Consider the following 21,439-nt stretch of genomic DNA (forward strand, 5'->3'; position numbering starts at 1 on the left):
AGATGCGACCCGTCGTACAGCCCGCCGGTTCCGGCACGTCCCCTCTTCGGCGTTGCGGGCGATGGGCGCCATCGGGTGCCGCGGGTCCGGTCAGTCAGCTACCGACCAGTGGCTCCGACTCGCTCCGGCTCGACTCAACATGCTCCCGGACCGGACAACACGGCCGACCAAGGGGGTCTGGGTCTCTTCCGGTTCGCGTTCCCGTACTGGTCAAACCGAGGTTCTGTTGTATGTGCTGGGCCAGCCAGCCGTGGTGCGGTCCCCTCGCGTGAAGACGGCGGCGCCGATTTTCCCTGCCGATGGATCATCGTGCTGCGGAGCCGGGTGCGGGATCTCGAGGACAGTGCTGGTGCTGGTGTGCCAGCTGGTCAAGGTTCCGTTCCAGGTGATCACGGTTGCTCCGCGCGGGGCCCGGATGTGGGCTCGGTCGGCGTGGAGGGTGATCTCGGTGCCTGTGGTACGGGATGCGAGGAGGGTTCGGTAGTCGGCCGGGGTGAGGCGGCAGGTGCTGGGCGCCGTGGTGCCGGGCCAGTCCGGTGAGTCGATGCCGCGGGCGCGGGCGGCCTGCCACATGGTGGGGACCAGGGCGTGGGTGTGGGCGGGGGTGGCCATCTGTTCGCACATCCACAGCAGTCGGCCGGCCCCGCGGGACGGGCCAAGGGTGCGCCAGCGGATGCGCTGGGCGAGGTCGGCGGCGGTGATGGCGATCCAGGGGTGGACAGTGGCGAGGGGGCCTTGGGCGCCGAGCCAGGCGAGGTAGCGCTGTGCGTCGTCGAGGACGGGGGCCATGGAGTCGGCGGGGATGCCGCGGATGTACGCGGGCCGGCCGCGGAAGGCGCGGGGTGCGCGGGCGACGAGGAGCAGGACGGCGCGGGCGAGGTCACCAGCGACTGGCTGCCAGTCCTCCTCCTCGTCCTGGTCCGCGTCTGTGGTGGCCTGGTCGGGTTGGCCGAGGGTACGCAGGACGTTGTAGAGCTCGGCTTTGGCGCGGTCGGTGAAGGGGGCTTGTTCGAGTGCGGGCAGGCGGGTGGCGAGGGTGGTGATGAGGGCGTCTTCCGCGGTGTCCGGGTTGTCAGGGACGGGGAGGTGGGCGGTGGCGTCGGCGAGGGTGGAGGCGAGGTCGGCGTCGACCATGAAGCGGCTGGTGAGGCGGCCGAGTTCGGTGGCTTGGATGCGGTCGTCGCCGCCGTCGGGGTCGGGGGTGCGGGTGAGGTAGGCGGTGTCGGTGAGGAAGTCCGTGGCGTCGTGGAGGGGGTCGAGGGGGTGGAGGCCTTGATGGAAGGCGAGAGTGCTCTTCCACCAGTTCTCGGCCTGAGTGGTGGTGGCGAGGCGGTTCTGGACGGCCTCGGCGAGAAGGTGGTCGGGCAGACGGTCGCGGATGCGGGAGGTGACGGTGTATCCGGCGGCGAGGCGTGCCTGCCAGTGGTGGCGTTCGCTGGGGGCGGCGAGCAGGTAGGCATGGCCTTCGCGTTCGCCAGCGCCGATGCGGCCTGCACGGCCGAACATCTGCTGGACATGGACACTTCGATACGGCTCATGCCGATCTGGGTGTCGCGGACGATGACGGCGCGGGCGGGGAGGTTGACGCCGGCGGCGACGGTGGAGGTGGCGACGAGGATGTCGGCCTGGCGGGTGCAGAAGGCCTGTTCGGCTTCGCGTTTGTGGGGCCAGTCGCGGTAGTGCAGGCGCACGCCGGCCTTGGTGCACAGGCGCTCCACGAGGTCGCTGTCGTCCGCGTCGGCGCCGGTGGTGTCGACGCCGCGGTCATGGGCCAGGGCGAGGGCGGTGGTGCGGACCGAGCGTTTGCTGCCGCAGAACACCAGGACGCTGCCGCCGTCGGCGGTGTGGTGGCGCGCGAGGTCGACGGTGCGGCGGGTGCGGGTATTGCTACGGGTCGCCCAGTCGGTTGCGTCGGCGTCCGGTGGCATGGCCGGGAGCTGCCAAGTCAGGCGGGTCGGGCGCCAGGGCGAGCGGATGAGGCGGGCGCCGAGCCATTCGGCGAGCTGGTCGGTGTTGGCGATGGTCGCGGACAGGCCCACGATCCGTACCCGGGTGGCGTCCTCGCGGACCCGGGCCAGGAGTGCCTCCAGGACCGGGCCTCGGACAGGGTCGCCGAGCAGGTGGATCTCGTCCACGACCAGGCAGCCGACCTCGGCCAGCGCGGCGCGCAGGGAGCCTGCGCGGCAGATCGCCTCGAACTTCTCGGTGGTGGCGACCCACAGATCGGCCTCGCGGATGAGGTCGGTGTCGACGGCGGCTTCGCCGGTCAGGCGGACCACGCGCAGCCCGGCGCGGCGCCAGGCGGTGAGGTCGCGGTCGAGTTCGTCGGTGAGGGAGCGCTGGGGGACGAGCCAGGCGGCTTTGCGGCCGCGCTGGTGGGCGGTGAGGGCGGTGACCATGCCGATCGCGGTCTTCCCAGCTCCGGTCGGGGCGACGACCATGGCGTGCTCGTCGCCGTCGGTGATGGTGGGGACGGCGGCGGCCTGGACCGGGTTGAACGCCGGGTGGGGCAGCAGCGTCTTCCACGCCTCGGGGACGATGTCCTCGACGGGCACGAACGCCTCGGTGTCGCCGACGGGGAGCTCGTCCAGTGCGTCCCACTGGGCGGCGAACGCGTCCCGGGCCGCGTATGCGGCGGGCCCTGCGGCCGGTGTCGCCGCGCCGCCAGGCCAGGCGGCCAGCTCGACGGGCGCACCGAGGTCGGACACCGTGGTGACCACCTCGTCCTCAACCCAGTGCGCGGCGGTGCGCACCTGGGCGCCGAGGCCGGTGAGGGTGTCGCGCAGGGTATCGAATCGCTCCCCCGCCGGGATGACGGCCCTCACGTCGGTGGCGGCGCGCAGCGCGGGCTCGGGCACGTTCCAGGCGGGGTTGGTGATCTTTCCCCACCACAGGGCCCGCGTCTCCTTCTGGGCGGGCAGGGGCAGGTCTTCGGGCCGCGCCGGGCCCACGGGGGCGGGTTCGCGGGAGGGGTGGGGCAGGCGGATCGCCGTGACGGTCACGCCGGGCCCGCTCGGGCACGGGCCCGTAGCGAGTCCCGCCGCCAGCCGTGCCGCGGCGCGGGTGGTCACCGCAGGAGGGGTTTTTGTACGCCGAGGTCCGGGGGCGGCGGCCGCCGCGGGTGTGGCCGGGGTGGTGGGGCGCAGGAGTTTGTCGTAGGTCTTCACGCCGAGGTCGGCGAGCGTGAACGCAGTTGGGCAGGCGGGGCAGACGATGGCGACGTACCGGTACTTGCGCCCTGCGGACTCGTACGGGCGGCGAAGCGAGTGCAGTACGCCGGCGCACTGCGGGCAGGGGCGGGGCACCTGCTCCTGGTAGGTCCAGCCCGGCTCGGTGAACCGCTGCTGCAGCCCTGTGGCCGGCAGGTCGCTCCCCCACTTGTCACGGACGAGCTGTTGGACCGTCAGATCGCTTGCCTCGGTGTATGTTTCGTGCACGGTGCTCACTGTGGCAGCCGGGTAGCCGCCCGTACCAGAGGCACTCGGACAGTGTCGCGGCCCCGTGCCGATAGCGCCGTCAGCGGCAGGGGCCGAACCTTCGTGCTCAGCGCCGATTTGGCCGCCTTCGCTGCCGGGCGGGATGCGGCCGGCGCGGTTCAAGGTGGTGATGCTATCCCGCTGGTGTTCCGGTGTACCGCAGAGGGCCAGGGAGCCCTTGTTGTTCGCCGGTGCGAGAGTTGGAACCGCGCTGGGGTTAGGCTCGGGGACGCGGCCCGCTCAACGTGGTGCTGGACAAGTGCCGCTGGGGTACGTCAGGGCTGGGGTTGCTCAGTGGAACAGTGCTTCGACCAGGGCTGCGCGGAACTGACGCTGCCTGACTCCAGTGGCGATGGCCTGCGGTGCCGGATCCCCTGTCAGGCCGATACACATGACGACGGCTCCGGTCTTCTCGAGCATGTGCCACATGTCGTCGGTGAGGCGAACAGGTACTGCGATGCGGACGATCTCCGGGTCGGTGCTGTGCTTTGACTCGTCGTAGAAGCCTTCGAAGGTACGGTTGGCCGAGTTGAAGACGGCCTTCCAGCCATGGTCCTGGGCGGGCACGGCGGGCGCGTCCCACACGGGCCAGCCGAAGTAGTCCTGCACAGCGGTGGTCGTTGCGGATGTGTGGCCGGACAGCACCAGGGTGACGGTGCGCACCTGATTTGCCGTGATGACGGTTGTCTTGCCTTGGAGTCGGGCGCTCACCTTGCCAGGCGCTAACAGGCCGATGTGCGTGACCGCCATGTTGAGCTGAGCCCACAAGTCCCGGGGACGTTCTGCCATGCCCCCAGCATCGGGTAGGCGGGGTGGTGTGTTGGGCTCTATCCGGTTGGTTCATTCTTTCGGGTGAGCCCGTGTACGCGGCGGGTTGGAACGCGCTTGGCTCCTGTTGAGAACCTGACGCTCGAACAGGCCGCAGATGTGGGCTGCTTCGTCCACGGCTCTCCTGTCCCATGGGGCGAGTTGCATGCTTTGGCGGCCGGGCGGTCTCCCGTCCAGCTCCGCGAAGCGGCCGGCTGCGGAGATCAGGTCGGCTGCCCAGGGCGGTACGGGAAGATCGCCGCCGCCGGTGCGGGCGACGGACAGCCGGAGCGGCGCGTCGGAGCGTCCGGTGACAATCCGCTGTGCCAGCGCGGCGGCGTGCAGAGGGTGGGCGACGCGTGTGTGAAGCCGGTGGACGAGCAGGACCGTCGCATGGTCGGGCTCGGGTGGAAGTCGCCCGCCGGCGGGCAGTGCGAGCAGCGTGCGGCCCAAGCGGCGGCCTGCGGCGGCCAAGCGGCTGTGGTCGAGCGGGTGGTGCGTGGGCTGGATGAAGCCCGGCTCATCCGCGTGGGGTGGGATGTGCGTGGCGGCCTCCCACCAGGCGTACCGGTCGGCCGGCGGTGGCGGGAGCGGTGCGCTGACGGCACGGCGGGCGCCATCCAGGGTGTGCACGTCGTGGTGCGGCAGGAAGGCCAGGGCGGAGGCGAGCGCGGGCGGGAGGGGTCCATGGCACAGCAGGGTCAGGTGGATCCCGGTGAGTTCCCGCAGGGCGAAGAGGTGCTCGAAGTGGCGGGAGCTGATGCGGTGGGCGCGGGTGACGATGACGTGCCCGATGTACAGGGCAGTGGTCCAGGCGGCGACAACGCGCCAGGCGGTGTCGGTTCCACCGGCCCAGTGGGCGGCCTCCTCGTTTCCCGGGAGCAGGTGCTTGTTCAGACTGCGCAGGAGGTCGTGGGCCAGGGATGCGGGGGCGGTGGCCACGGGGGTGGGGTGGACGGTGATGCGGCCCAGCGCCGGGGTGTGGGCGGTCAGGGCCGCCGACATGAAGGCGTGGTCGTCGTGTGCATCGTGCACCACGGTGAGCGCGGGCAGATCCGGATTACCTGGTCCCGGTGACCAGGTGGGCCGCCACTGCCCGGAAGTGGCGGCGGGTGCGGCGGCCGGACGCGTCGTCATCGCGATCCTGGTGGTTGCGGTATGGCTCCGGCGGGCACGGGCCTGGCCACGGGATCGGCGAGAACCGCGGCCGGGTAGTCGACATGCCGGAGCTGTTGCGGATCGGCCACGGCGGCGCGGTGGCCGAGGACTTGGCTGTCGGCTGGAGCGGGGGTGTCCGTGAGGGGATGGCGGGCCAGACCGAGGGCGAACAGCACGTCGGGGTGGACGGCCGGATGCCCGCCCGTGGGGGCGAGCAGGCGGCGGTTGGCCAGGCGCGGAATCTGCTCGGGCGACAGCTCCAGGGGAAGGCCCTCGGCGGTGCGGCGTAGCAGGCGGGTGACGGCGGCGGCCTCCAGCGGGCTGAGGGAGGCGGCAGTGTGGCCGGTGCTGTGGAGGTTCTGCCGCTGCTGGCCGGTGAGCAGGCCGGGCATGGTGGTCAGGTGGATGCTGGTGTCGGTGTGGACAAGCCGGTGGGGGCTGTCGTGCTGTTCAAGGTGTGCGGCCAGGGCGGTGGCGGCGCGTCCCAGACGGTGGGCGGGCCATTCCAGGGCGCTGGCCAGGTCGTCGGGGTGGATACGGCCGGCTTCCATGAGGGCCGCGTGCAGCACGATGGCGTGGGTGGCCGTCTGCGGGCCGGGGCGTGAGTCCTGGGCGTGGGTGCGCAGGAGGGATTCCGGGGAGGTGGAGAGGGCGTGGGCCAGGTGGATCAGGGCTGCGGCGGGGAGGGTCTGCGGGGTGAGATGGGTGTCCCAGTCGGCGGTGGGGATGCCGGTCAGTGCGGTGAGTTCGTCATCGCCCAGCCGGCAGTCCGTGGCGCGCTCGCGCAGGAACGTAAGGTCGAAGGCGAACAGACTGGTGCCGGTTGGCGGGGCTGGGGCGGTCACGGGCGTAACTCCACAAGGCGCGGCAGGACATCCGGGGTGGGCGGGGCTGGGGTGTGCAGGCGCCAGCAGCGGGCGGTGGTGTGCCAGTCGTCCCCGGGGTGGGGATGGACCAGGGTGGGGATGGCGAGCCCCGCGTCGGCGACGAGGGCCTCGAGGCGTGGCGTGGTGCCGAAGCAGTTCGCGAACAGGCCGTGGTGGTCGGCGGTGCGCGGGGATCGGCGACGGAATTCCACGGCAGCGCGCAGCAGGGGTCGGGCGCGGGGCGGGACGGCGTACATGTGCCGGGGACCCGGTGCCTGGCCAATGTTGATCCGTGAGTCGCGGTCGATGGCCACCGTGGCGTGGTGGTGGTCGACGCTCTCGATCTGGGTCATCGACAGCAGGTCACGGCTGGTGCCGGTGAACAGCATGGAGGCCAGCGCGGCGGCGCGCAGCGGGTTGGGCAAGCGCCAGGTGATCGTGTGCAGGACGCGCGGGGTCAGCGGCACGGTGGTCAGGCCGGGCCCCGCGCAGTCGGTGAGGTCGTCGGGTACGTCGAGCAGCACCGAGCGGCTGAGGAAGCCGGCCTGGGCGCCGCGCACGCGGGCCACGGTGTGCTGGGGGCTGGGGCTGGAGACGGTCAGGCGGGCCAGGAACAGGCGTACGGCCTCGGTCTCCTGGAGGGTGAAGGCGGTGGGCTCGGCGGTGCGTCCGTCTGCGGGTCCGGCGGTGGGTGGCGGGGAGGGCACGGTGCGGGCCAGCCAGGTGCGGGCGGCGGCGTAGCCGGCGCGGTACTGGCCGTCGGTGTGGGTGAAGTGGACGTCGTTCTGGCGGCGCCAGCAGTCCGCGCGGAACGCAGCCATGCCGCTGCGGGGCAGGGTGGGCAGCGGGTGGGCATGATCGCCCGGCGGAGGGCCGTGGCGGCGGCCGGTTGCTGGTGGCCCGATCGCCTCGAGGACGTCGTCCGCGCCCCGTACCCCCTGCGCGTCGGTGAGGCCGGCGTCGTGAAGGCGCGTCTGCAGGTGCTGCTCGTCGGCCGGCTCCGGAGCGTGGGCGATCAGGGTCAGGCGGATGCCGGTGTCCGCGCGCCAGACGGCGAGGCGGCGCAGGCGCTCGAGGGTCAGGCGGTGGGCGCGCAGCACGATGGCCTCGTGCACGTCGGTGGCCAGGGTCCAGCAGGTCACCGCCCGCCAGGCCGGGTCGGTGGACATCCGCTCGGCCTCGGGACGGGAGAAGCCGTCGCGGCCCATGGCGCGCAGCACATCCAGCGCGAGGTAGGCCGGACTTGTGGTGTGCGGGGTGGGATCGACGGTGATCCGGCCGCGGGCGGGATCGGCCCGCTGGTAGGCGGCCCGGTGCACCGCGTGGTCGTCGTCGCCGTCCAGAAGCAGCCTCACCGGCCACGGCGCCGCCCCCGTCGGCGGTGTGGTGACGGCCTGTGGGCCGGGGACAGCAGGGAGTGTGGGGGCGGTCATGGGCGCCGCCCGCCGTCGACCTTGTCGGCCACGGCCTGTAGCAGGCGCTGGTCGGGCGCGGCAGCTCCGGTTGTGGCCAGAGCCCGCTGAGCGTGGTGCGTGAGCACGACCCAGCGGCGCAGGCAGCCGTCGGCGACACGGGCGTCCAGCGCCTGCAGGTCGCCGGGCGCGACACTGCGCCACAGCGGATGCAGAGCAGGCACTGCCCGGGGGACCTGGTCGCGGGTGAGCGGCCAGATGAAAGGCCAGCCGGCGGTGCGGGTGGCGAGCATCCGCTGGGCACGCAGGTGCCGTTCGCCCCGTGACTGGGCGATCAGGACCACGCACAGCCCTTGGGGAAGGTCGTCGTGCAGGAAACGCAGGTACTCGAAGCACGACGCCGACATCCGGTCGGCGTCCTCGACCACGACGATCCGCGGCTTGAGGGCCAGAGCGCGGCGGATCCAGGCGTCGGCGGCCCCAGGGTCGGCAGGCGCCTCGCCGCGGAGCTTCAACGTCTTGTGCAGGCAGGCGCGCAGGTCCGTCGGCGCCGGCTGAGCCCGGAAGTCCAGCGGCAGCAGCTCACCGAGACGGCGGGCGGCGGTGTGGACGGCAAAGGTCTTGCCGACCCCGGCGTCGCCCAGCACGCACACAAAACGCCCCTGGGCGTACGCGTCGGCGAGCGCATCGCCCACGGCGGACATCCCCGGGGTGAGCAGCGTCCGCACACCCGGGGTGGCGAGGAAGTGCAGGCCGGGCGGGGCGGCGTCTTCCAGGACGGCGAAGAGTTCCGGGGCGGCGGCCGGCCCCGGGCCGGCCGGCGGCGGGGGCGGGGTGGTCAGCACCGGGCCAGGGCCCAGTCCACGATGCGGTCGTCGATCTTGTCGGCCTTGAAGTGCGCCATGCCCTTCAGCACGTGTTTGGTGACCTTCACCCACTCACGGAACGATCCGAGCGCGTACTGGGTGTCGATCCGCTGCAGCAGTGCCTCGTCCACGCCCTTCCACACGGGGTGGGAGTCGGGCACGGTCTTGAGGATCTCGTCCTCGGTCATCGCCAGGATCTCCAGGCGGATGTAGATCCGCGAGGCCAGCGCCGGATCGCTCTGCAGCGTCTCGTACGCCTCCCGGCCGCCGACGAAGAGGATGGCGGGCTTGGGGTCGCAGTTGTCCCACAGCTTGCGCAGGAACTCGAAGTTCTCCCGCCGGTACTGCTGGGCCTCGTCGCACACGATCACGTACGGACGCCGGGGCAGGGACTCACGCAGCAGCTTGTCGAACGCGGTCGGGGTGCCGGGCATCTTGCAGCTCAGGTTCATCTGGTGGAACAGCTCCTCGCGCAGGTCCTTCGGGCCGGGGCGGGAGCGGGCGAAGTCCAGCGGGAGGATCAGATCGGGGTTCATCTCCTGGATCGTGGCGCGGGTGCCGAAGCTCTTGCCGAGCCCGGCATCCCCGTAGATCACCGACATCGCCCTCGATTCGACGGTATCGACGACGGTGTCCTTGATCTGCAGCAGCGTGTCGGTGGCGACCAGCGACGACTCCTCAAGGCCGAGGAAGAACTGCGGTCGCAGGTCGGGGCGGCGCTGCGGCGCGGTGGTGGTCATGCGTCCTCCGAAGACGGATCCGAGGTGGTGGCGGCTTGGCCGGGGCGGGCCCAGCCAGCCGGGATGGGGGTCAGGGGCGAGTAGGGCTCCGCGCGCCGGCGCGGCATGGCAGGTGATCTTCCGCTGGAGCCGGCGAGTTCATCCCGTACCTCACGCTCAGTCATGCGCTTTGCCCGTACCGGAAGTTCGGCCTGGGTGGAGGGGAGGTAACGCTCCCGTTTTCGCTCGCCGGAGCGTTTCAGAGCCCGGCGCAGCGCAGCGCTGTGCTCATCACGGTCGGCCAGGACCTTGGCGCGCAGTTCCTCGGTGGCTTCGTCGCTGAGAAAGGCCCGGCCGAGGTAGCGGTTGCCACGGAAGGTGTACAGGTCGATCTCGTGGCTGTGGTGCGGCATCCACCGGACCCGCACCTGAACGCCGATACGGCCGACGCCCATCTCGGGCATGTAGCAGCGGCCCGCAAACTCCACCCCGTGACTGGTGATCTTATGAACCCGGTTGTCGCTCTCCAGCATGAAGGCGCGCAGCTCTACCGCACTGGGCTCCGGCCGGATCTCGGTAGGATCGGACAGCCACGCCTGCAGCGGTGTCATCTGGGTACGTTCCACCACGTGCTTCGTGTTGTGCTCGTGGACCCACGTGCGTAGCAGGTCGACGAACGCCTCGAACGTCAGCGGCGGGTCCTGGTCACCCACCAGCCGACGGTGATCGAGCAGGGGCGCCTTGCTGTAGCGGGGCAGGTCGGCGAAGAACCTGGTCACGCCGGTACGGTTCAGCCGCTCCACCCCGCCCTTGTGGCGGGCACTGCGCACCCGGTGGACCGGCACGCCGAGCAGCCCGAAGGCCCGCTGGACGGTCTTGGACAGGAAATCGGCGCCGCCGTCGATGCGCACCAGGCGCGGCAGCCCGCCGGCCGGCCCGTACGGGTCCTCGCGCAGCACCGCCGACCGCAAAGCCGCCAGGACCGATCCCCGGTGTGCGGAGCCTGCGGTGACCGCCCAGCCCATCACGTGGCTGGTGCCGCGGTCCTCGAACCACGTCACCCACACCTTCGAGGTGGTCTGGTCCGGCATCATCACCACCAGCGGGGCCTGCTTGTGGTCGCCCTCCCACACCTGGTTACGGGCCACCGGGGGCCGCTTGAAAGCCGGGTCGAAACCACGGGCGGCCGGGATGCCCTGGCGCAGACCCGCCATGAAACCCGGATCGAGGTCACGGGCGATCGCGTCGTGCAGTGTGGTCAGCCCCACCGGCTCCTCCCCCGCCGCCAGGGCCTCGCGTACCAGCTGCTCGTGGGCACGCCTCACGTTGCCCTGGTAGTCGGCGAGCACATCGACGATCTCGTCGGTGATCCGCAGACGCTTCCTGGCGGGCTTCTCCGACGTACCGCTCTCCTCGGCCTCCTTGAGCCAACGCCACACCGTACGGATGCTCACGCCCACCGCCCCGGCCACCAACCTCACGTGAGCGGTTGTCAACTCCCCCGCCCCGCGCAGCCCGAGCAACTGGGCCACCGCGGCAGGCCGGAGCTCATCCCGATGCCGACCCAGGCCCCCCGCCGGGGCGTCCTCCAGCGCGGTCACCGGAAGCAGCACCGGCGGGGCAGGCAGACGGATAACGAAACGGCGATCACAGCGCAGTCCCCAACCCCAACAGTGCTGGCATTCAAGCAAGTTCATCCCAGTGAGCTCACCGACAGGCGAACCCGAACGCGAGACTACGAGCCGAAAGCCAACCCCCGACCCAGCCACTCACTCGAACAGGTGACGCCTTGCCGTTCCCGTCACCCCGACGCGCGCGCGTGCTATCTGCCCCACGGCCACCACAGGTCCCGGGCGGCCGGGACCTCCGCAAGACCCGGCGCACCAGGGCCCCCGAGCACCAAGATCAATAAAACGAAGGAGATGCGGCGAGCACGACATCGGCCGATACGGCTTCATGTCACCGAGACATCCGGAGAGATATCACCATGATCGACCAATCAGCTGGCTTTGAGCAGCGCTGATACCGCCGCCCATCAGTGACATCCGATCCGAACATCCCAGTGACATCACGGCCGAACTTCACACCGTCTATGCCTGTCGAGCTCGGCATCCCGGAATTCCCCCACGAGGAGCTACCCGGCGGGATCACCTGCCGGCACAAGCCCTGGAACGGTGTCCTCGTCAGGGTGGACCGGATCCCCTTCGAGGCCGGAGACGGGCTCGCCTTCGACGTCACGGTCTGCAACGACGCCCACGGGCGGATCCCGGCCGCGACGATCCGGCACGTCGTGGACATCACCGCCGACACCACCACGGTCGACTACACCATTCCGATCGACAGCGCGGCCGACAGCAGCCTGGCAGGCAGCAGGCCGGACGGGCGGACCGCACGCCCAGACCGACCCACACGGTAGACGGCGAGCAGGGCACCACCAGAGCGACGACGCGCACGGGGCCGGGAACGGCGGGAACGGCGTGCCGCGTCCACCGAGGCCGGCAGCAGCCCGGACCACAACCCGAAACACGTCGCCCGAAACCACCCGGAGTACGGGCGCCGGAACCCCTGGTGACAACACCTGGTCCGCCGGGAAACGGCACCGAAACCCCCGGGGAAAGTCCCGCCGTGAAACGTCGTGACACACCCTCGGAAGAAAGAGCGGGAACAGGCAGGAAAGTAGGTTTCTCCCCCTCTTGCCCGGCTCGTCCGTCCGCCCGCCCGACAGGGACGACCAGGCCGACGGTCACGGCACGTGATCAGGGTCCGGTCCCGAGAGCGGGCCTGAACCCAACCGCACAGCATCCCGAATCGGTTGGACCAATCCCGCTCCGAGGCCAGGAAACCCCGAAAAAACGGGGATCCCCGCCACGCCGCTGGAAAAAGGTCACACACCGAGCCGACGGAACCGGACGCTCACAGGACGGGCCGGCGGGGCGACAGGCGAGACCCGGGGCGGACAGGCGGACGACACCGGGCCCGGCAACGGGCAGAGCGACCCGAGCGACCGGGGAGCTGCGGACAGCGGACAGCGGACAGCGGGGATGGCTCGGACGGGCACGTCGCTCCTGAGCAGTCGAACGGCCTCCGGCCCGGCGGACCGGCGGAACGGCGGCCGGAACGGCAAGCCGCGCCGACGAGAGCAGCCTCGGCCCAGAGGCGGCACGGTGAAAACCAGGCGCCGGCGCCGGAAGGGCGTGGCCTCGCCCGCCCGCTCGGCCTCCTGGCTCCGGACGAAGCAGCACCGCCAGGTCGAGACCGAACTCCTCGAGCAACTCCCGGCGCAGCGCGCCGGACGGGGTCCACACCGCCCTCGACCACACCACCGCGAAGCTGGTACCGGAGGCCGTCCTCCCCACTGACGGCCGACCAGGCAGAGACGGCCGTTGTGGATCAGCGCCGCACACACCCCCACCCACACCGGCCCGGTGGCCGGTGGTCACCGCCGGACCCAGACTGGCCAGGCGGGCTCCTGCCGGATGGCGCGGACGACCACCCCACCCAGGGTCAGATACTTGCCGGACCAGGCCCGGCAACACGCAGTGCTGCCCAACCGAGCCGGGACAATACGGACGACACGCCACGGCAGCAGGCAGCGGCGGCAGGCGCAGCACCCCGACACCCGGGCGCTGACGGGCCTGGGGGCCGTCACAGACGGCTGCGGCGCACCCCGGGCGGCCCGAAGCCGGCCTCCTCAGGCCTTGCCAGCCGCAGCAGCCCTCCCTCGCCCGGGACCCGGCGATCGCGGCACAGGCGACAGCAGCCGTGACCGCCACAGGCAGGGCAGCCATACCGACCCACGGCTCGTGGAACACGATCGCCACACAGCCCGCGACCGTGAACCGCCCAGATACCGGACGGCATCGAGAGGACACCGCCTGCAGGCCTCATACAAAGGCCAGACCCAGACCAAGGATCAGAAAACTGGACGACAGACCCCCGGGCCACCAACCCTGACCACGACCCGAACCACCCCGCCCCCACCACCACCAGAACCAAGACGACGACGGCCAGCCGGCAGGCGGCAGGCAGGGCCCGGGCCAGCGGGTGAGCGGCCGGCGGGTGAACAGGCAGGCGCCCGAGTCCTTCAGGAGTCCGCGCACCGCGCCCGTGTCCGTGTAACTGGCCCAGGGCCAGCAGCACGTCCCACAGGGCTTCCAGTTTCCAGGCAGGCAACGCGTCCAACGCCACCAGGCCGACACAGCCGGCCTCGGATACCGTCTCGGCCAGTGCCGTGGCGGTCATCACCGCGACCCGGTAGACGTGGGTGGGCAGCAGGAGGCGGCCTCCACCGCCCCGGCCCCCGCGACCGCGGCAAGGTTGGTCCGGCACTCGGCCGCCGAGGTAGGCGACACCCCGGGAGAGTCGCCCGTGTCGATGTCGTCGCCGTCCTCGACTGCGCTGTGGCTTCCACGGGCTGCAATGGGGTGGTGTTCTCGGCTGGGGGAGGGCGAGTCAGACTCTGGTCACGTCCCGGGTTCCGGTTCCTGGCCGAATGATGTAGATCCCGGAACCGGGCAGTGTTTCCCGTGAGTCCTCCCGGAGGCGGTCGACGCTGATCTCGGCGGGCCACCGGGTGCGCAGTTCGGACCAGCGGACTCCGGCGAGGTCGACGCGGGTGAGGTCGGTGGTGCTCAGGTCCGCGGCGGTGAAGTCGTCCAGGATTTCGGAGAGGAATTCCAGGTCCAGGTTTTCCGGTTCACCGAGTCCGAGGAGTTCTCCGACCTGCGCGGCGAGTGCCCGAGTGAGGTATTCCACCTCCTGTACGGCGCGGGTCAGATCGCCTCCGTGTACCGCGTACATGAACACCTGGCAGGCTCGCAGGAATTCTGCGATCGCCGGGTGTTCCGCGCTTCTTACGCGTTGGTCGATCGTCGCCGCCATTTCCCGTACGAGGACTTGTCCGACCTTCCCGGCCTGGTCGATAGCCGGGTAGTGGGGTTCGAGCAGCGCGACGATCTCGTGTGCCATGTCCCGGAGTTCCCAGGCGAGGGCGGCTCGCCGGTCCAGTTCGTGGGCGATGCCCTGGGCGACCCTCTGGGCGGCGAACACGGCCCTCTTCAGCGGCATCCGGTGGTAGCGGCCGAACCCGAGGCCGTAGGTGAGGTCCTGTGCCAGCACCACCGTTCGGATCAGCAGGTCGGCGAGGATCGCCGAGGTGACCAGTGGGTGTTCGCGTAGCGCGAGCCGCTGCTCGGGGCCGATCAACTCGAACCGCTGGTGCATCAGGCCGATGTCGTAGAGGGGGGCGGCTGTCTCGTCGAACTCGGTCCTGGTTGTGGTCCGGGACATGATGGACACCAGTCCGGCCTCGACGTCCAGTACCGTGTCCAGGCCGTCGGTGAGATCCTTGTGCCGGGCGCACAGCATTACCTCGCGCAGTCCGGCTTCCACGTCCAGGTGGCTTTCGAGCCCTTCCAGGAAAGCGGTCTGCAACGCTGTCAGTCGGTCCGAGAATTCACGCGTACGCCGTTCCGGAACGAAGTGCTCGCCCATCAGTCCCCCTCTCGATCGGTCATTCTGCTGGAAACGGCTGCGCGTGCTTTGAACAGACTGGCCCGGACTGCCGCCGCTTTCAGTCCCAGCTCGGCCGCGATCTCCGTCGGTGTGTAGCCGTCGAGCGTCCATGCCAGGACCTGTCGTTGGCGGGCGGGTAGGCCGCGCAGCAGGCGCAGGATCTCCTGTCGCTGTTCCCATGCGGCGGCCTCGCCCGGTGCGGGCAGCAGGGAGGTCGGTTCGAGGGCGAGTTCGTCGATGCTCTCCTCAACCTGGCTGAAGGCGCGCACCAGTTCACGGGAGGCGACTCTTCGGCTCCATGCTTCCGGTGACTGGATGCGGTCCCACCGCTCGAACGCCTTGAGCATCGTGTCCTGGGCCAGGTCCGAGGCCAGGGCCGCCGGGGCTCCCTGCCACATCAGGAACGCCGTCAGTCGGAGGACGAACGTGCGGTAGAAGTACGCGAACTCGCCGTTCCGGGTGTTGGTTTCGCTCTCTTGCCCGGAGGCCGAAAGGTGTCCGAGGGACGCCGCGGAGGTGGCCTCCCCGTCCGGACCGGTTTCACTCATGCGCGCCGCGACCCCGCTTGTCCTGTTCCGCCGGGCGGCCCGGATCGGCTTCGTCGGTGTCATGTGCGCGGAGCGCCAGGACGACCACTACCGTCGGGGGCGGGGGCGATGACGGCGACGGAGGTGGCTGGGGCCGGTCCCGCCGGCGGGGCCGCAACTGCCCCATGAGGGTGGCCAAGGCTCCCACCGCTCCCAGTGCAGCTGCCACAACCGAGCCCGTGACGGGGTCCACTGGCGCACTCTCCTGCTCTCGTTCGACGCTTCCATGACCAGGAGGCCCGGAGAGGGCGCAGCGTTAACCGGGCCGGGGATTTCGTGACACCTCCCGGCCGGGCTGTGGAGGAGGGTGGGGTGGGTGGGATGGGGTGGGTGGGATGGGGCGGGTGGTGGGTGGTGGGTGGGGTCAGGGGGCGGTGAAGAGGGTGGGGAAGGTGGGGGCCAGCCATGGGCGGCGGCCCCAGGGCAGGATCCGGCCGCGGGCGAGGGCGTCGCGGGCGCTGTAGCGGCCGAGGGCGATCAGGAAGAAGGTGACCGGGCCGGTGAGGATCGTGCAGTCCGGGCGCTGTGGCGGGTTCCGGTCCACTGTGGCCGTGCCGTCGGTGAAGGTGACGGTGAAGCTGTCCAGGCGGTGTATGCGCAGGTGGTAGCGGGCGTTGTGGCCGGCTGCGGCGCGCGGGTCGACCACTCGCGGCATGGCGGTGCGCAGGAAGGGCAGGGAGAGTGCGACGCGGTGGCGGTCGAGCGGGTGGGGTCGGTCCAGGGCCAGGGCGATGTCGTAGAGGTGGCCGAGCATGTGGGTCAGCAGGTAGGCGCCGAGGGTGTCGAGGTCCATCGGGCCCAGCGGGGTGCGGACCGGTGTGCTGCCCGCGCGTGGGCCGGCTGCCGCTGTGAACTCCCGTGTCCACCGGGCGATCCGGGTGGCGAGCACGTCAGGGTCCCGTAGCGGGTGGGCGGCCAGGGCCGCCGCGTTGGCCGCGGCCAGGCCCTGGGGTGTGCCGTCGCCGTAGGGCCGTTCCTCGCCCGCGGCCAGGGCCGCCATCAGTTCGTTGGCCGTCGCCAGGTGGGCAGCGGCTTCGGCCACCGTCCACTGGGCGCCGCGCAGCGCGGTGGCGCCCCGGCAGCCGGTGAGCAGGGCGGCGGCTTCGTCGCCGACCGTGGTCAGTGCCTCGAACAGTGCGGCGCGCGCGGCACCGGGAGCGGGCACGGGCTCGGGATGCGGGAGGGTCATGGTGGTGAACACTGGCCCGCCCCGCAGCCCTTTGTCCAGGCCCCCGCGCGTACGGGCGGTCAGGCGTCGCGGTGGTGGAGGGCGAGGTTCGCCGGCAGGGGAAGGAGGCAGGGGCGATGAGCAGGACGGCCCAGGCTGCGGCGGTGGAGGGCCCGAACCGGTCGGCGTGGCTGATGGTCAGGTGGTGCAGCGCGGTGTCCGGCAGTACCTGGTGGATGCGCAGCATCAGGCCGCGGTGATGGACGCGGCGCTGTGGCGCAGCAGGGTGGTGAGGGCGAGTCCGGTCAGTGACATGGCGGCGAGGGCATGGCTGACGCGCGCGGGGCTGGGAACGGCGGGGTTGGTGTGCCGCGTCTGCTGAGGCTGGCGGCTGCCCGGATCACCGCCCGAAACACGCCGCCGATCCGGCGCCCGGCACTCGGCGCAGAGAGAGCTCTCGACAGGGCGGCGGAAAGCTCCGGCGCTGCTCACAGCATCCCGTGATTCTCAACCGATCGCACAGGCCTGCGGGTCAGAAGTGCTCGGACGCCCCGCCGCCAACGCGTGCAGAACCAGCACGTACGTCGGGGCATGCGGTGGGCCCCACCGAGGGCTTCTCGATCTGTAAAGCCTCAGCCCATGAACAAGAGCGACCGGGGATCCACCGGCTACCCGCAGACGGGCGGTCTCGCCGTTCGGGAGGGGGATCCCACCGCGGAGAGGGTCGACGAACAGGGGCGAGGAACGTCGTGCGTTGCGAAATTGACGGTGGGAGAGGGAGGTTGGCAGGCTTGTCGGAGTCTCGGGGCCAGTGGTGGCGACGTGAACGGGCTCGGCGCTGTTCGGGGCCGGGCCCGCGTTCGTTCACCGGGCCGGGTGTGCCCGCTCTGGTATGTCGTGTCGGCCTGGGAGCTGGCTGCTGCAGTTGGTCAGCCAGGCGCCGAGTGCCGGGGAGGGGTCGCCGGCGTGATTCGCGGCGTAGTAAGTCCTGCTGACCGTGCTCTTGATGGAGCCGCCGGTGGCCGGGCCGACGATGCCGTCCGGGCTCAGGTTGTGCCCGCTCTGGTTAGTGCACGACGGCGTTGTAGGTCAGGTTGCCGAAGTCGTTGTCGATCTGCGGGCCCGCGCTGTCCACGTAGTCGAGGCCCTGTTGGAGGCAGTCGACGGCCGGGCCGGAGTTGCCCTTCGCGGAGGAAGCGGGCCGCCGGGTCGGGCGAGTATGGAGGGTGGCGTACGGGTGGCGGAAGGGGGTCCGTCGGTTGCGTGGAAGGCGTCGCGCCGTGCTTTCCTGTCGCGTCCGGTGGCGGCTGCGACAGGACGGGGCGGCAGGAGGCCGGGCGGGGGCCGGGCGGGTGTGGGCGTTGCTCGTCAACTGGGTTGGTGTCATTCTCGGTTGGCCGGTGCGGGGGTGGGGAGGGAGGGTGGGGCGGGTGCGGATGGTGGTGCGGGTGGGGGTGGGGGTGTTGGCGGCGGCGCTGCTGGGCGGGGCGGTGTGGTTGGCCTGGGTGGTGACCGCGCAGCGGATGGGTGCGGCGATGGGGCTGGGCCCGGCGGATGGTGTCGTCGTGGTGGAGCGGTGTTACGAGGTGTCCGACGGCGAGGGCAACAGTGACGGCACCGACTGCCAGGGCCGTTTCACCCCGGCCGGCGCCGGCGGGGACCAGGCCCGGCCGATCGTGGTGCGGGGCGCGACCGGGAAGCATCGGGCGGGCACCCGGCTGCCGGTGCGGCTGGCCCAGGGTGTGGCCCACGAGCCGTCGTCGTCGCCCGCCGTCAAGTACGGCGTCGTCGCCGGCATGATCCTCGTCGCGGGGGCTGTACCGGCCGGCTGGCTGTTGACCGCTGCCTGGCGCGGGCGGGCCCTGGAGGGCACCGTCCTGTTCGGCGCGGTCTTCGCTGGGCTCACGGCGGTGGCGGTTCTGGGTATCGCCGTGGGCTTGTTCGCCGGGATCGTCGAGGTGTTCCTCTGAACCGGGGGCGGGGGGCGGGCGGGTGTGACGGGCGGGTGTGGCGGGTGGTGTGACGGATTGTTTTCGGTCAGGTGTGCCGGTGCCGTGGTCCGGGGCTTCCGGGGAGTCGATCACCGCCGCTAGGGTACGGCCGTCCCCGCCCCTTCCCTCCCCCGCCGCCGTGGACGGCTCGGGGGACGAACGATCGGAACGCACCCACGTGACCACGATCCTGCGCCGGCTGACCACCCGTGTCGCGCGAGCCGCTGCCGTCGTCGGCGTGCTCGCCGCGGCCCTCACCGGCGCGACGGCCGGCAGCGCCTCCGCGACCGGTGGCTGGAGTTGCTCCGGGGCACCCGTCCCGGCCGGCTACGTCATCACCATGTACAACGCCGGTGGCTGCAACAACCACGGTGCGTGGTTTCAGCAGCCTGCCCAGAACCGGCTGTGGACCTGCTCGGGTTCGCCGATCGTCTCCGGCTACGTCCTGACGAACTACAACCCCCAGGGCTGCAGTGGTGTCGGCGCCTGGTTCCACGAGCTCGTCCGCAACGGTGTCTGGACCTGCCCTTACTCTCCCATTCCGGCCGGCTACCGCAGCACCAGCTACGACGCCCGTGGCTGCAACGGTCTCGGTGCCTGGCTCACCATCAAGGCTTGAGGCGCGGCAGGGCACGGGGGTCGGGGACGGCGGGGGCGGCGGGGCGCGGGGGACGGCGGGGGTGGCGGGAGACGGGGGCGGCGGGCGGGGGCGGGTGGCCGGTCACGGGGTCAGGACCACCTTGCCCGTGACCGTCCCCGACTCCGCCAGCCGTAGCGCCTGTGCCGCGCGGGCCAGCGGCAGCCGGGCCGCGATCGGGGCGGTGACCTCGCCCCGGGCCACGGCGGCGAACACCTCGGCGAGGTCCTGCCGCAGCCGCGCCCGGAACCGGCCCCCGTTCAGGGAACGGCCGGCCCAGATGTTGTAGAAGTACGCCCGCCGCCCGTTGGGCAGCGCGTTCCACCACCAGGTCCGGCCCAGGACCTTGAGGACGGGCCACTGCTGGGACCCGGTGTCGTCCCGGGTGGACGCGCTGCCGTAGGCGACCAGGACCCCGCCGCGTGCCAGCAGTCCCCAGGAGTCGACGACGCTGCGTCCCCCGACGTGGTCGAACACCGCGTCCACCCCGCCGGGTGCCAGCGCGCGGACCAGTTCCGGCACCCGGCCTGTCCGGTAGTCGACCGGGGCCGCGCCCAGTGCCCGGACCGCGTCGTGGTGGCGCTCGGACGCCGTGCCGATCACCCGCGCGCCCGCGGCACGGGCCAGTTGGACCAGCACCGACCCCACACCGCCCGACGCCCCGTGCACCAGCACCGTGTGTCCCGCGCGCACCCGGGCCCTGCGGTGCAGCATCTGCCAGGCCGTGATCCCGTTGACCACCACGGTCTCCGCCTGTGCGGCGCTCAGGCCGTCCGGGACGGCGACCGCGTCCGCCGCGTCCACGACCACGTGGCTCGCCCAGCCCCCGACCTTCACCAGCGCCGCGACCCGGCGCCCCAGCGTCTGCGGGTCGACGCCCGGCCCCGTCGACAGGACCCGGCCCACCAGGTCGTAGCCCGGGACGAATGGGAACGGCGGCTGGTCGTAGTACCGCCCCCGGCGCATCTGCTGCTCCGCGAAGGACACCCCGGCAGCCTCCATCACGATCACGACCTGCCCCGGGCCGGGTTTCGGCACGGCCGCGTGGCGGATCTGCAGGCCCTCCGGCTCCACGATGCCCGGCAGTACGACCTCGACAAGGCGCTCGCTGGTCACGGCCGTCCCCTTTCATAGAAGGTTTTGCGTTCGCTATAAGTTCTAACGCGCAGGGGCGTGAGAGTCAACAGCGATCGTGAGACCTTCTAACAAAAAGGGGTGGGGGCGTAACGAGGGACAGGGGGGAGGCCGGGTGTCAGGCCTCAGAGCAGGACGACGCCCGCCACGGCCGCGGCCGTCACGACGACCAGGCCCGCCACGTTGATCCCGACGTCCGAGCGCAGCGACCGCTGGTCGCCCGCGTGGTCCAGCGTGAACAGCGCCGGGTCGTCCGGCCGGTAGTGCAGCGTGACCTCCCGGCCGCGCGCGCCCGCCGGATCGGCCACCCCCGACACGCAGTACGCGGTGACGGCCTCGCCGTCCCGGGTCGTGAACGCCACCACCGGCGTGACGGTGGTCAGTTTCGCGCCCTCCGAGTCGGTGCTGACGTCCTTGAGCACCGCGACGAAGCGGCCCCCGGCCTCGACCATCGAGGCCAGCTTCTCCCGGCGCGCCCGCACGTCGCGCACATTGCCCGGCAGGTAGCAGGCGATCGAGACCGCCCACGGCCCGGCGAAGCCCACCAGCAGCCAGGGCCACCCCCACTCCAGCGCGGCACCCGCCACCAGCCCGGCCCAGACCAGGAACAGCGCGAACACCGGCAGGCCCAGCCCCCGGCCGGCCTCCTGCCCGGCGTCGGTGAACCGGTAGGCGTGCGGGTGCCCGGGCGGGTAGCGCACCCCGACCTCCCGGCCCGTCCACGCCGCGCTGATCCGGTCGCCGCGCTCGCCGTCGTTCGTCACCACGACCTCGCCGCCGGTGGCCGGATCGCGGTAGGAGACCACCACCGGTATCCCGTAGCGCCCCGAACCCCCGTGCCGCACCTCCCCCACCCGCACGATCCGCCCGCGCACCCGCACCGCCCGCTGGGCCCGGGTCGCCCCCGCCAGCGACCGTCCGAACCCGACCACCGCCAGCGCCCCGCACACCGCGCACCACAGCGCCAGATACCCGCGCCAGCCCATCCGCCCACATCCTCCCGCCACCACCACGGGGACACCCCCCGTGCGCAAGACCTACCACGCCGGACCTCCCAAGTCGCCCCGCTCCCTTCGGCCTTGGCGTACCGGCCGGCCTTGGCAT

Annotated in this window: 18 protein-coding genes and 1 pseudogene; 4 read left to right on the forward strand and 15 right to left on the reverse strand. The window is 71.6% G+C overall.

Annotated features, from left to right (window positions below; all coding sequences use genetic code 11):
* Positions 1–210 precede the first annotated feature (210 nt).
* The 9 genes and pseudogenes from ACFQ6N_RS06660 to ACFQ6N_RS06700 all read right to left on the reverse strand — a co-directional run bounded on the left by ACFQ6N_RS06660 (position 211) and on the right by ACFQ6N_RS06700 (position 10,905).
* On the reverse strand, positions 211–1,506 hold the full coding sequence (locus ACFQ6N_RS06660; protein ID WP_380647568.1) for a hypothetical protein: 1,296 nt from the start codon (positions 1,504–1,506) through the stop codon (positions 211–213).
* 563 nt (positions 1,507–2,069) lie between these two features.
* A pseudogene (locus ACFQ6N_RS06665) lies at positions 2,070–2,441 on the reverse strand (DEAD/DEAH box helicase); the annotation flags it as partial.
* Positions 2,442–3,767: 1,326 nt separating this feature from the next.
* Positions 3,768–4,265, reverse strand: a complete 498-nt coding sequence (locus ACFQ6N_RS06670) for a hypothetical protein (RefSeq protein ID WP_380647370.1) — start codon at positions 4,263–4,265, stop codon at positions 3,768–3,770.
* A gap of 51 nt (positions 4,266–4,316) precedes the next feature.
* Positions 4,317–5,318, reverse strand: coding sequence for a hypothetical protein (locus tag ACFQ6N_RS06675; RefSeq protein WP_380647371.1), 1,002 nt, complete (start codon positions 5,316–5,318; stop codon positions 4,317–4,319).
* Positions 5,319–5,416: 98 nt separating this feature from the next.
* Positions 5,417–6,286, reverse strand: a complete 870-nt coding sequence (locus ACFQ6N_RS06680; RefSeq protein ID WP_380647372.1) for a hypothetical protein — start codon at positions 6,284–6,286, stop codon at positions 5,417–5,419.
* Positions 6,283–7,662 carry a hypothetical protein gene (locus ACFQ6N_RS06685; protein WP_380647373.1) on the reverse strand — a complete coding sequence of 460 codons (1,380 nt, stop codon included), beginning with the start codon at positions 7,660–7,662 and terminating at the stop codon, positions 6,283–6,285. Before ACFQ6N_RS06685 ends, ACFQ6N_RS06680 begins: the two co-directional genes overlap by 4 nt.
* A gap of 74 nt (positions 7,663–7,736) precedes the next feature.
* Positions 7,737–8,564 carry an ATP-binding protein gene (locus tag ACFQ6N_RS06690; protein ID WP_073818279.1) on the reverse strand — a complete coding sequence of 276 codons (828 nt, stop codon included), beginning with the start codon at positions 8,562–8,564 and terminating at the stop codon, positions 7,737–7,739.
* Positions 8,558–9,325 (reverse strand): ATP-binding protein, encoded by a 768-nt coding sequence (locus ACFQ6N_RS06695; protein WP_073818276.1) that lies wholly within the window; start codon positions 9,323–9,325, stop codon positions 8,558–8,560. The genes ACFQ6N_RS06690 and ACFQ6N_RS06695 overlap by 7 nt, the downstream gene beginning before the upstream one ends.
* Entirely contained in the window at positions 9,322–10,905 is a 1,584-nt protein-coding gene (locus ACFQ6N_RS06700; protein ID WP_380647374.1) for a transposase, read from the reverse strand. The genes ACFQ6N_RS06695 and ACFQ6N_RS06700 overlap by 4 nt, the downstream gene beginning before the upstream one ends.
* A 491-nt stretch (positions 10,906–11,396) precedes the next feature.
* On the opposite strand from ACFQ6N_RS06700, the gene ACFQ6N_RS06705 reads away from it, so the two are divergent.
* Complete coding sequence (locus ACFQ6N_RS06705; RefSeq protein WP_380647376.1) at positions 11,397–11,720, forward strand: hypothetical protein; 324 nt, start codon at positions 11,397–11,399, stop codon at positions 11,718–11,720.
* A 2,036-nt stretch (positions 11,721–13,756) separates the two neighbouring features.
* Here the strand turns inward: ACFQ6N_RS06705 and ACFQ6N_RS06710 are convergent.
* From ACFQ6N_RS06710 to ACFQ6N_RS06720, 3 genes are all read right to left on the reverse strand, one after another.
* The gene (locus ACFQ6N_RS06710; RefSeq protein ID WP_380647377.1) at positions 13,757–14,737 is read right to left on the reverse strand and encodes a hypothetical protein; all 981 of its coding nucleotides are present in this window, start codon (positions 14,735–14,737) and stop codon (positions 13,757–13,759) included.
* Between the two features lie 59 nt (positions 14,738–14,796).
* Positions 14,797–15,366: an RNA polymerase sigma factor gene (locus ACFQ6N_RS06715; RefSeq protein WP_380647378.1), complete on the reverse strand. Its 570-nt coding sequence runs from the start codon at positions 15,364–15,366 to the stop codon at positions 14,797–14,799.
* 403 nt (positions 15,367–15,769) lie between these two features.
* Positions 15,770–16,594: a maleylpyruvate isomerase family mycothiol-dependent enzyme gene (locus ACFQ6N_RS06720; protein ID WP_380647379.1), complete on the reverse strand. Its 825-nt coding sequence runs from the start codon at positions 16,592–16,594 to the stop codon at positions 15,770–15,772.
* Between the two features lie 166 nt (positions 16,595–16,760).
* Between ACFQ6N_RS06720 and ACFQ6N_RS06725 the strand changes: the two genes are divergently transcribed.
* On the forward strand, positions 16,761–16,955 hold the full coding sequence (locus ACFQ6N_RS06725) for a hypothetical protein (RefSeq protein WP_380647380.1): 195 nt from the start codon (positions 16,761–16,763) through the stop codon (positions 16,953–16,955).
* Between the two features lie 684 nt (positions 16,956–17,639).
* On the opposite strand, the gene ACFQ6N_RS06730 is transcribed toward ACFQ6N_RS06725, so the two are convergent.
* Entirely contained in the window at positions 17,640–17,945 is a 306-nt protein-coding gene (locus ACFQ6N_RS06730) for a hypothetical protein (RefSeq protein WP_380647381.1), read from the reverse strand.
* Here ACFQ6N_RS06730 and ACFQ6N_RS06735 point away from each other — a divergent pair.
* Positions 17,935–18,543, forward strand: coding sequence for a hypothetical protein (locus ACFQ6N_RS06735; protein ID WP_380647382.1), 609 nt, complete (start codon positions 17,935–17,937; stop codon positions 18,541–18,543). The two genes, ACFQ6N_RS06730 and ACFQ6N_RS06735, sit on opposite strands and share 11 nt — an antisense overlap.
* 199 nt (positions 18,544–18,742) lie before the next feature.
* Positions 18,743–19,183: a hypothetical protein gene (locus tag ACFQ6N_RS06740; protein WP_380647383.1), complete on the forward strand. Its 441-nt coding sequence runs from the start codon at positions 18,743–18,745 to the stop codon at positions 19,181–19,183.
* A 102-nt stretch (positions 19,184–19,285) separates the two neighbouring features.
* Here the strand turns inward: ACFQ6N_RS06740 and ACFQ6N_RS06745 are convergent, their stop codons facing one another.
* Together ACFQ6N_RS06745 and ACFQ6N_RS06750 are read right to left on the reverse strand one after the other, a co-directional pair.
* A complete protein-coding gene (locus ACFQ6N_RS06745) occupies positions 19,286–20,317 on the reverse strand; it encodes a medium chain dehydrogenase/reductase family protein (RefSeq protein WP_380647384.1) in 1,032 nt (343 codons plus the stop codon).
* A 143-nt stretch (positions 20,318–20,460) separates the two neighbouring features.
* Positions 20,461–21,321 (reverse strand): DUF3592 domain-containing protein, encoded by an 861-nt coding sequence (locus ACFQ6N_RS06750; RefSeq protein ID WP_380647385.1) that lies wholly within the window; start codon positions 21,319–21,321, stop codon positions 20,461–20,463.
* Positions 21,322–21,439 lie beyond the last annotated feature (118 nt).

The sequence above is a fragment of the Kitasatospora sp. NPDC056446 genome (assembly GCF_042796115.1).
GTDB lineage: Bacteria > Actinomycetota > Actinomycetes > Streptomycetales > Streptomycetaceae > Kitasatospora.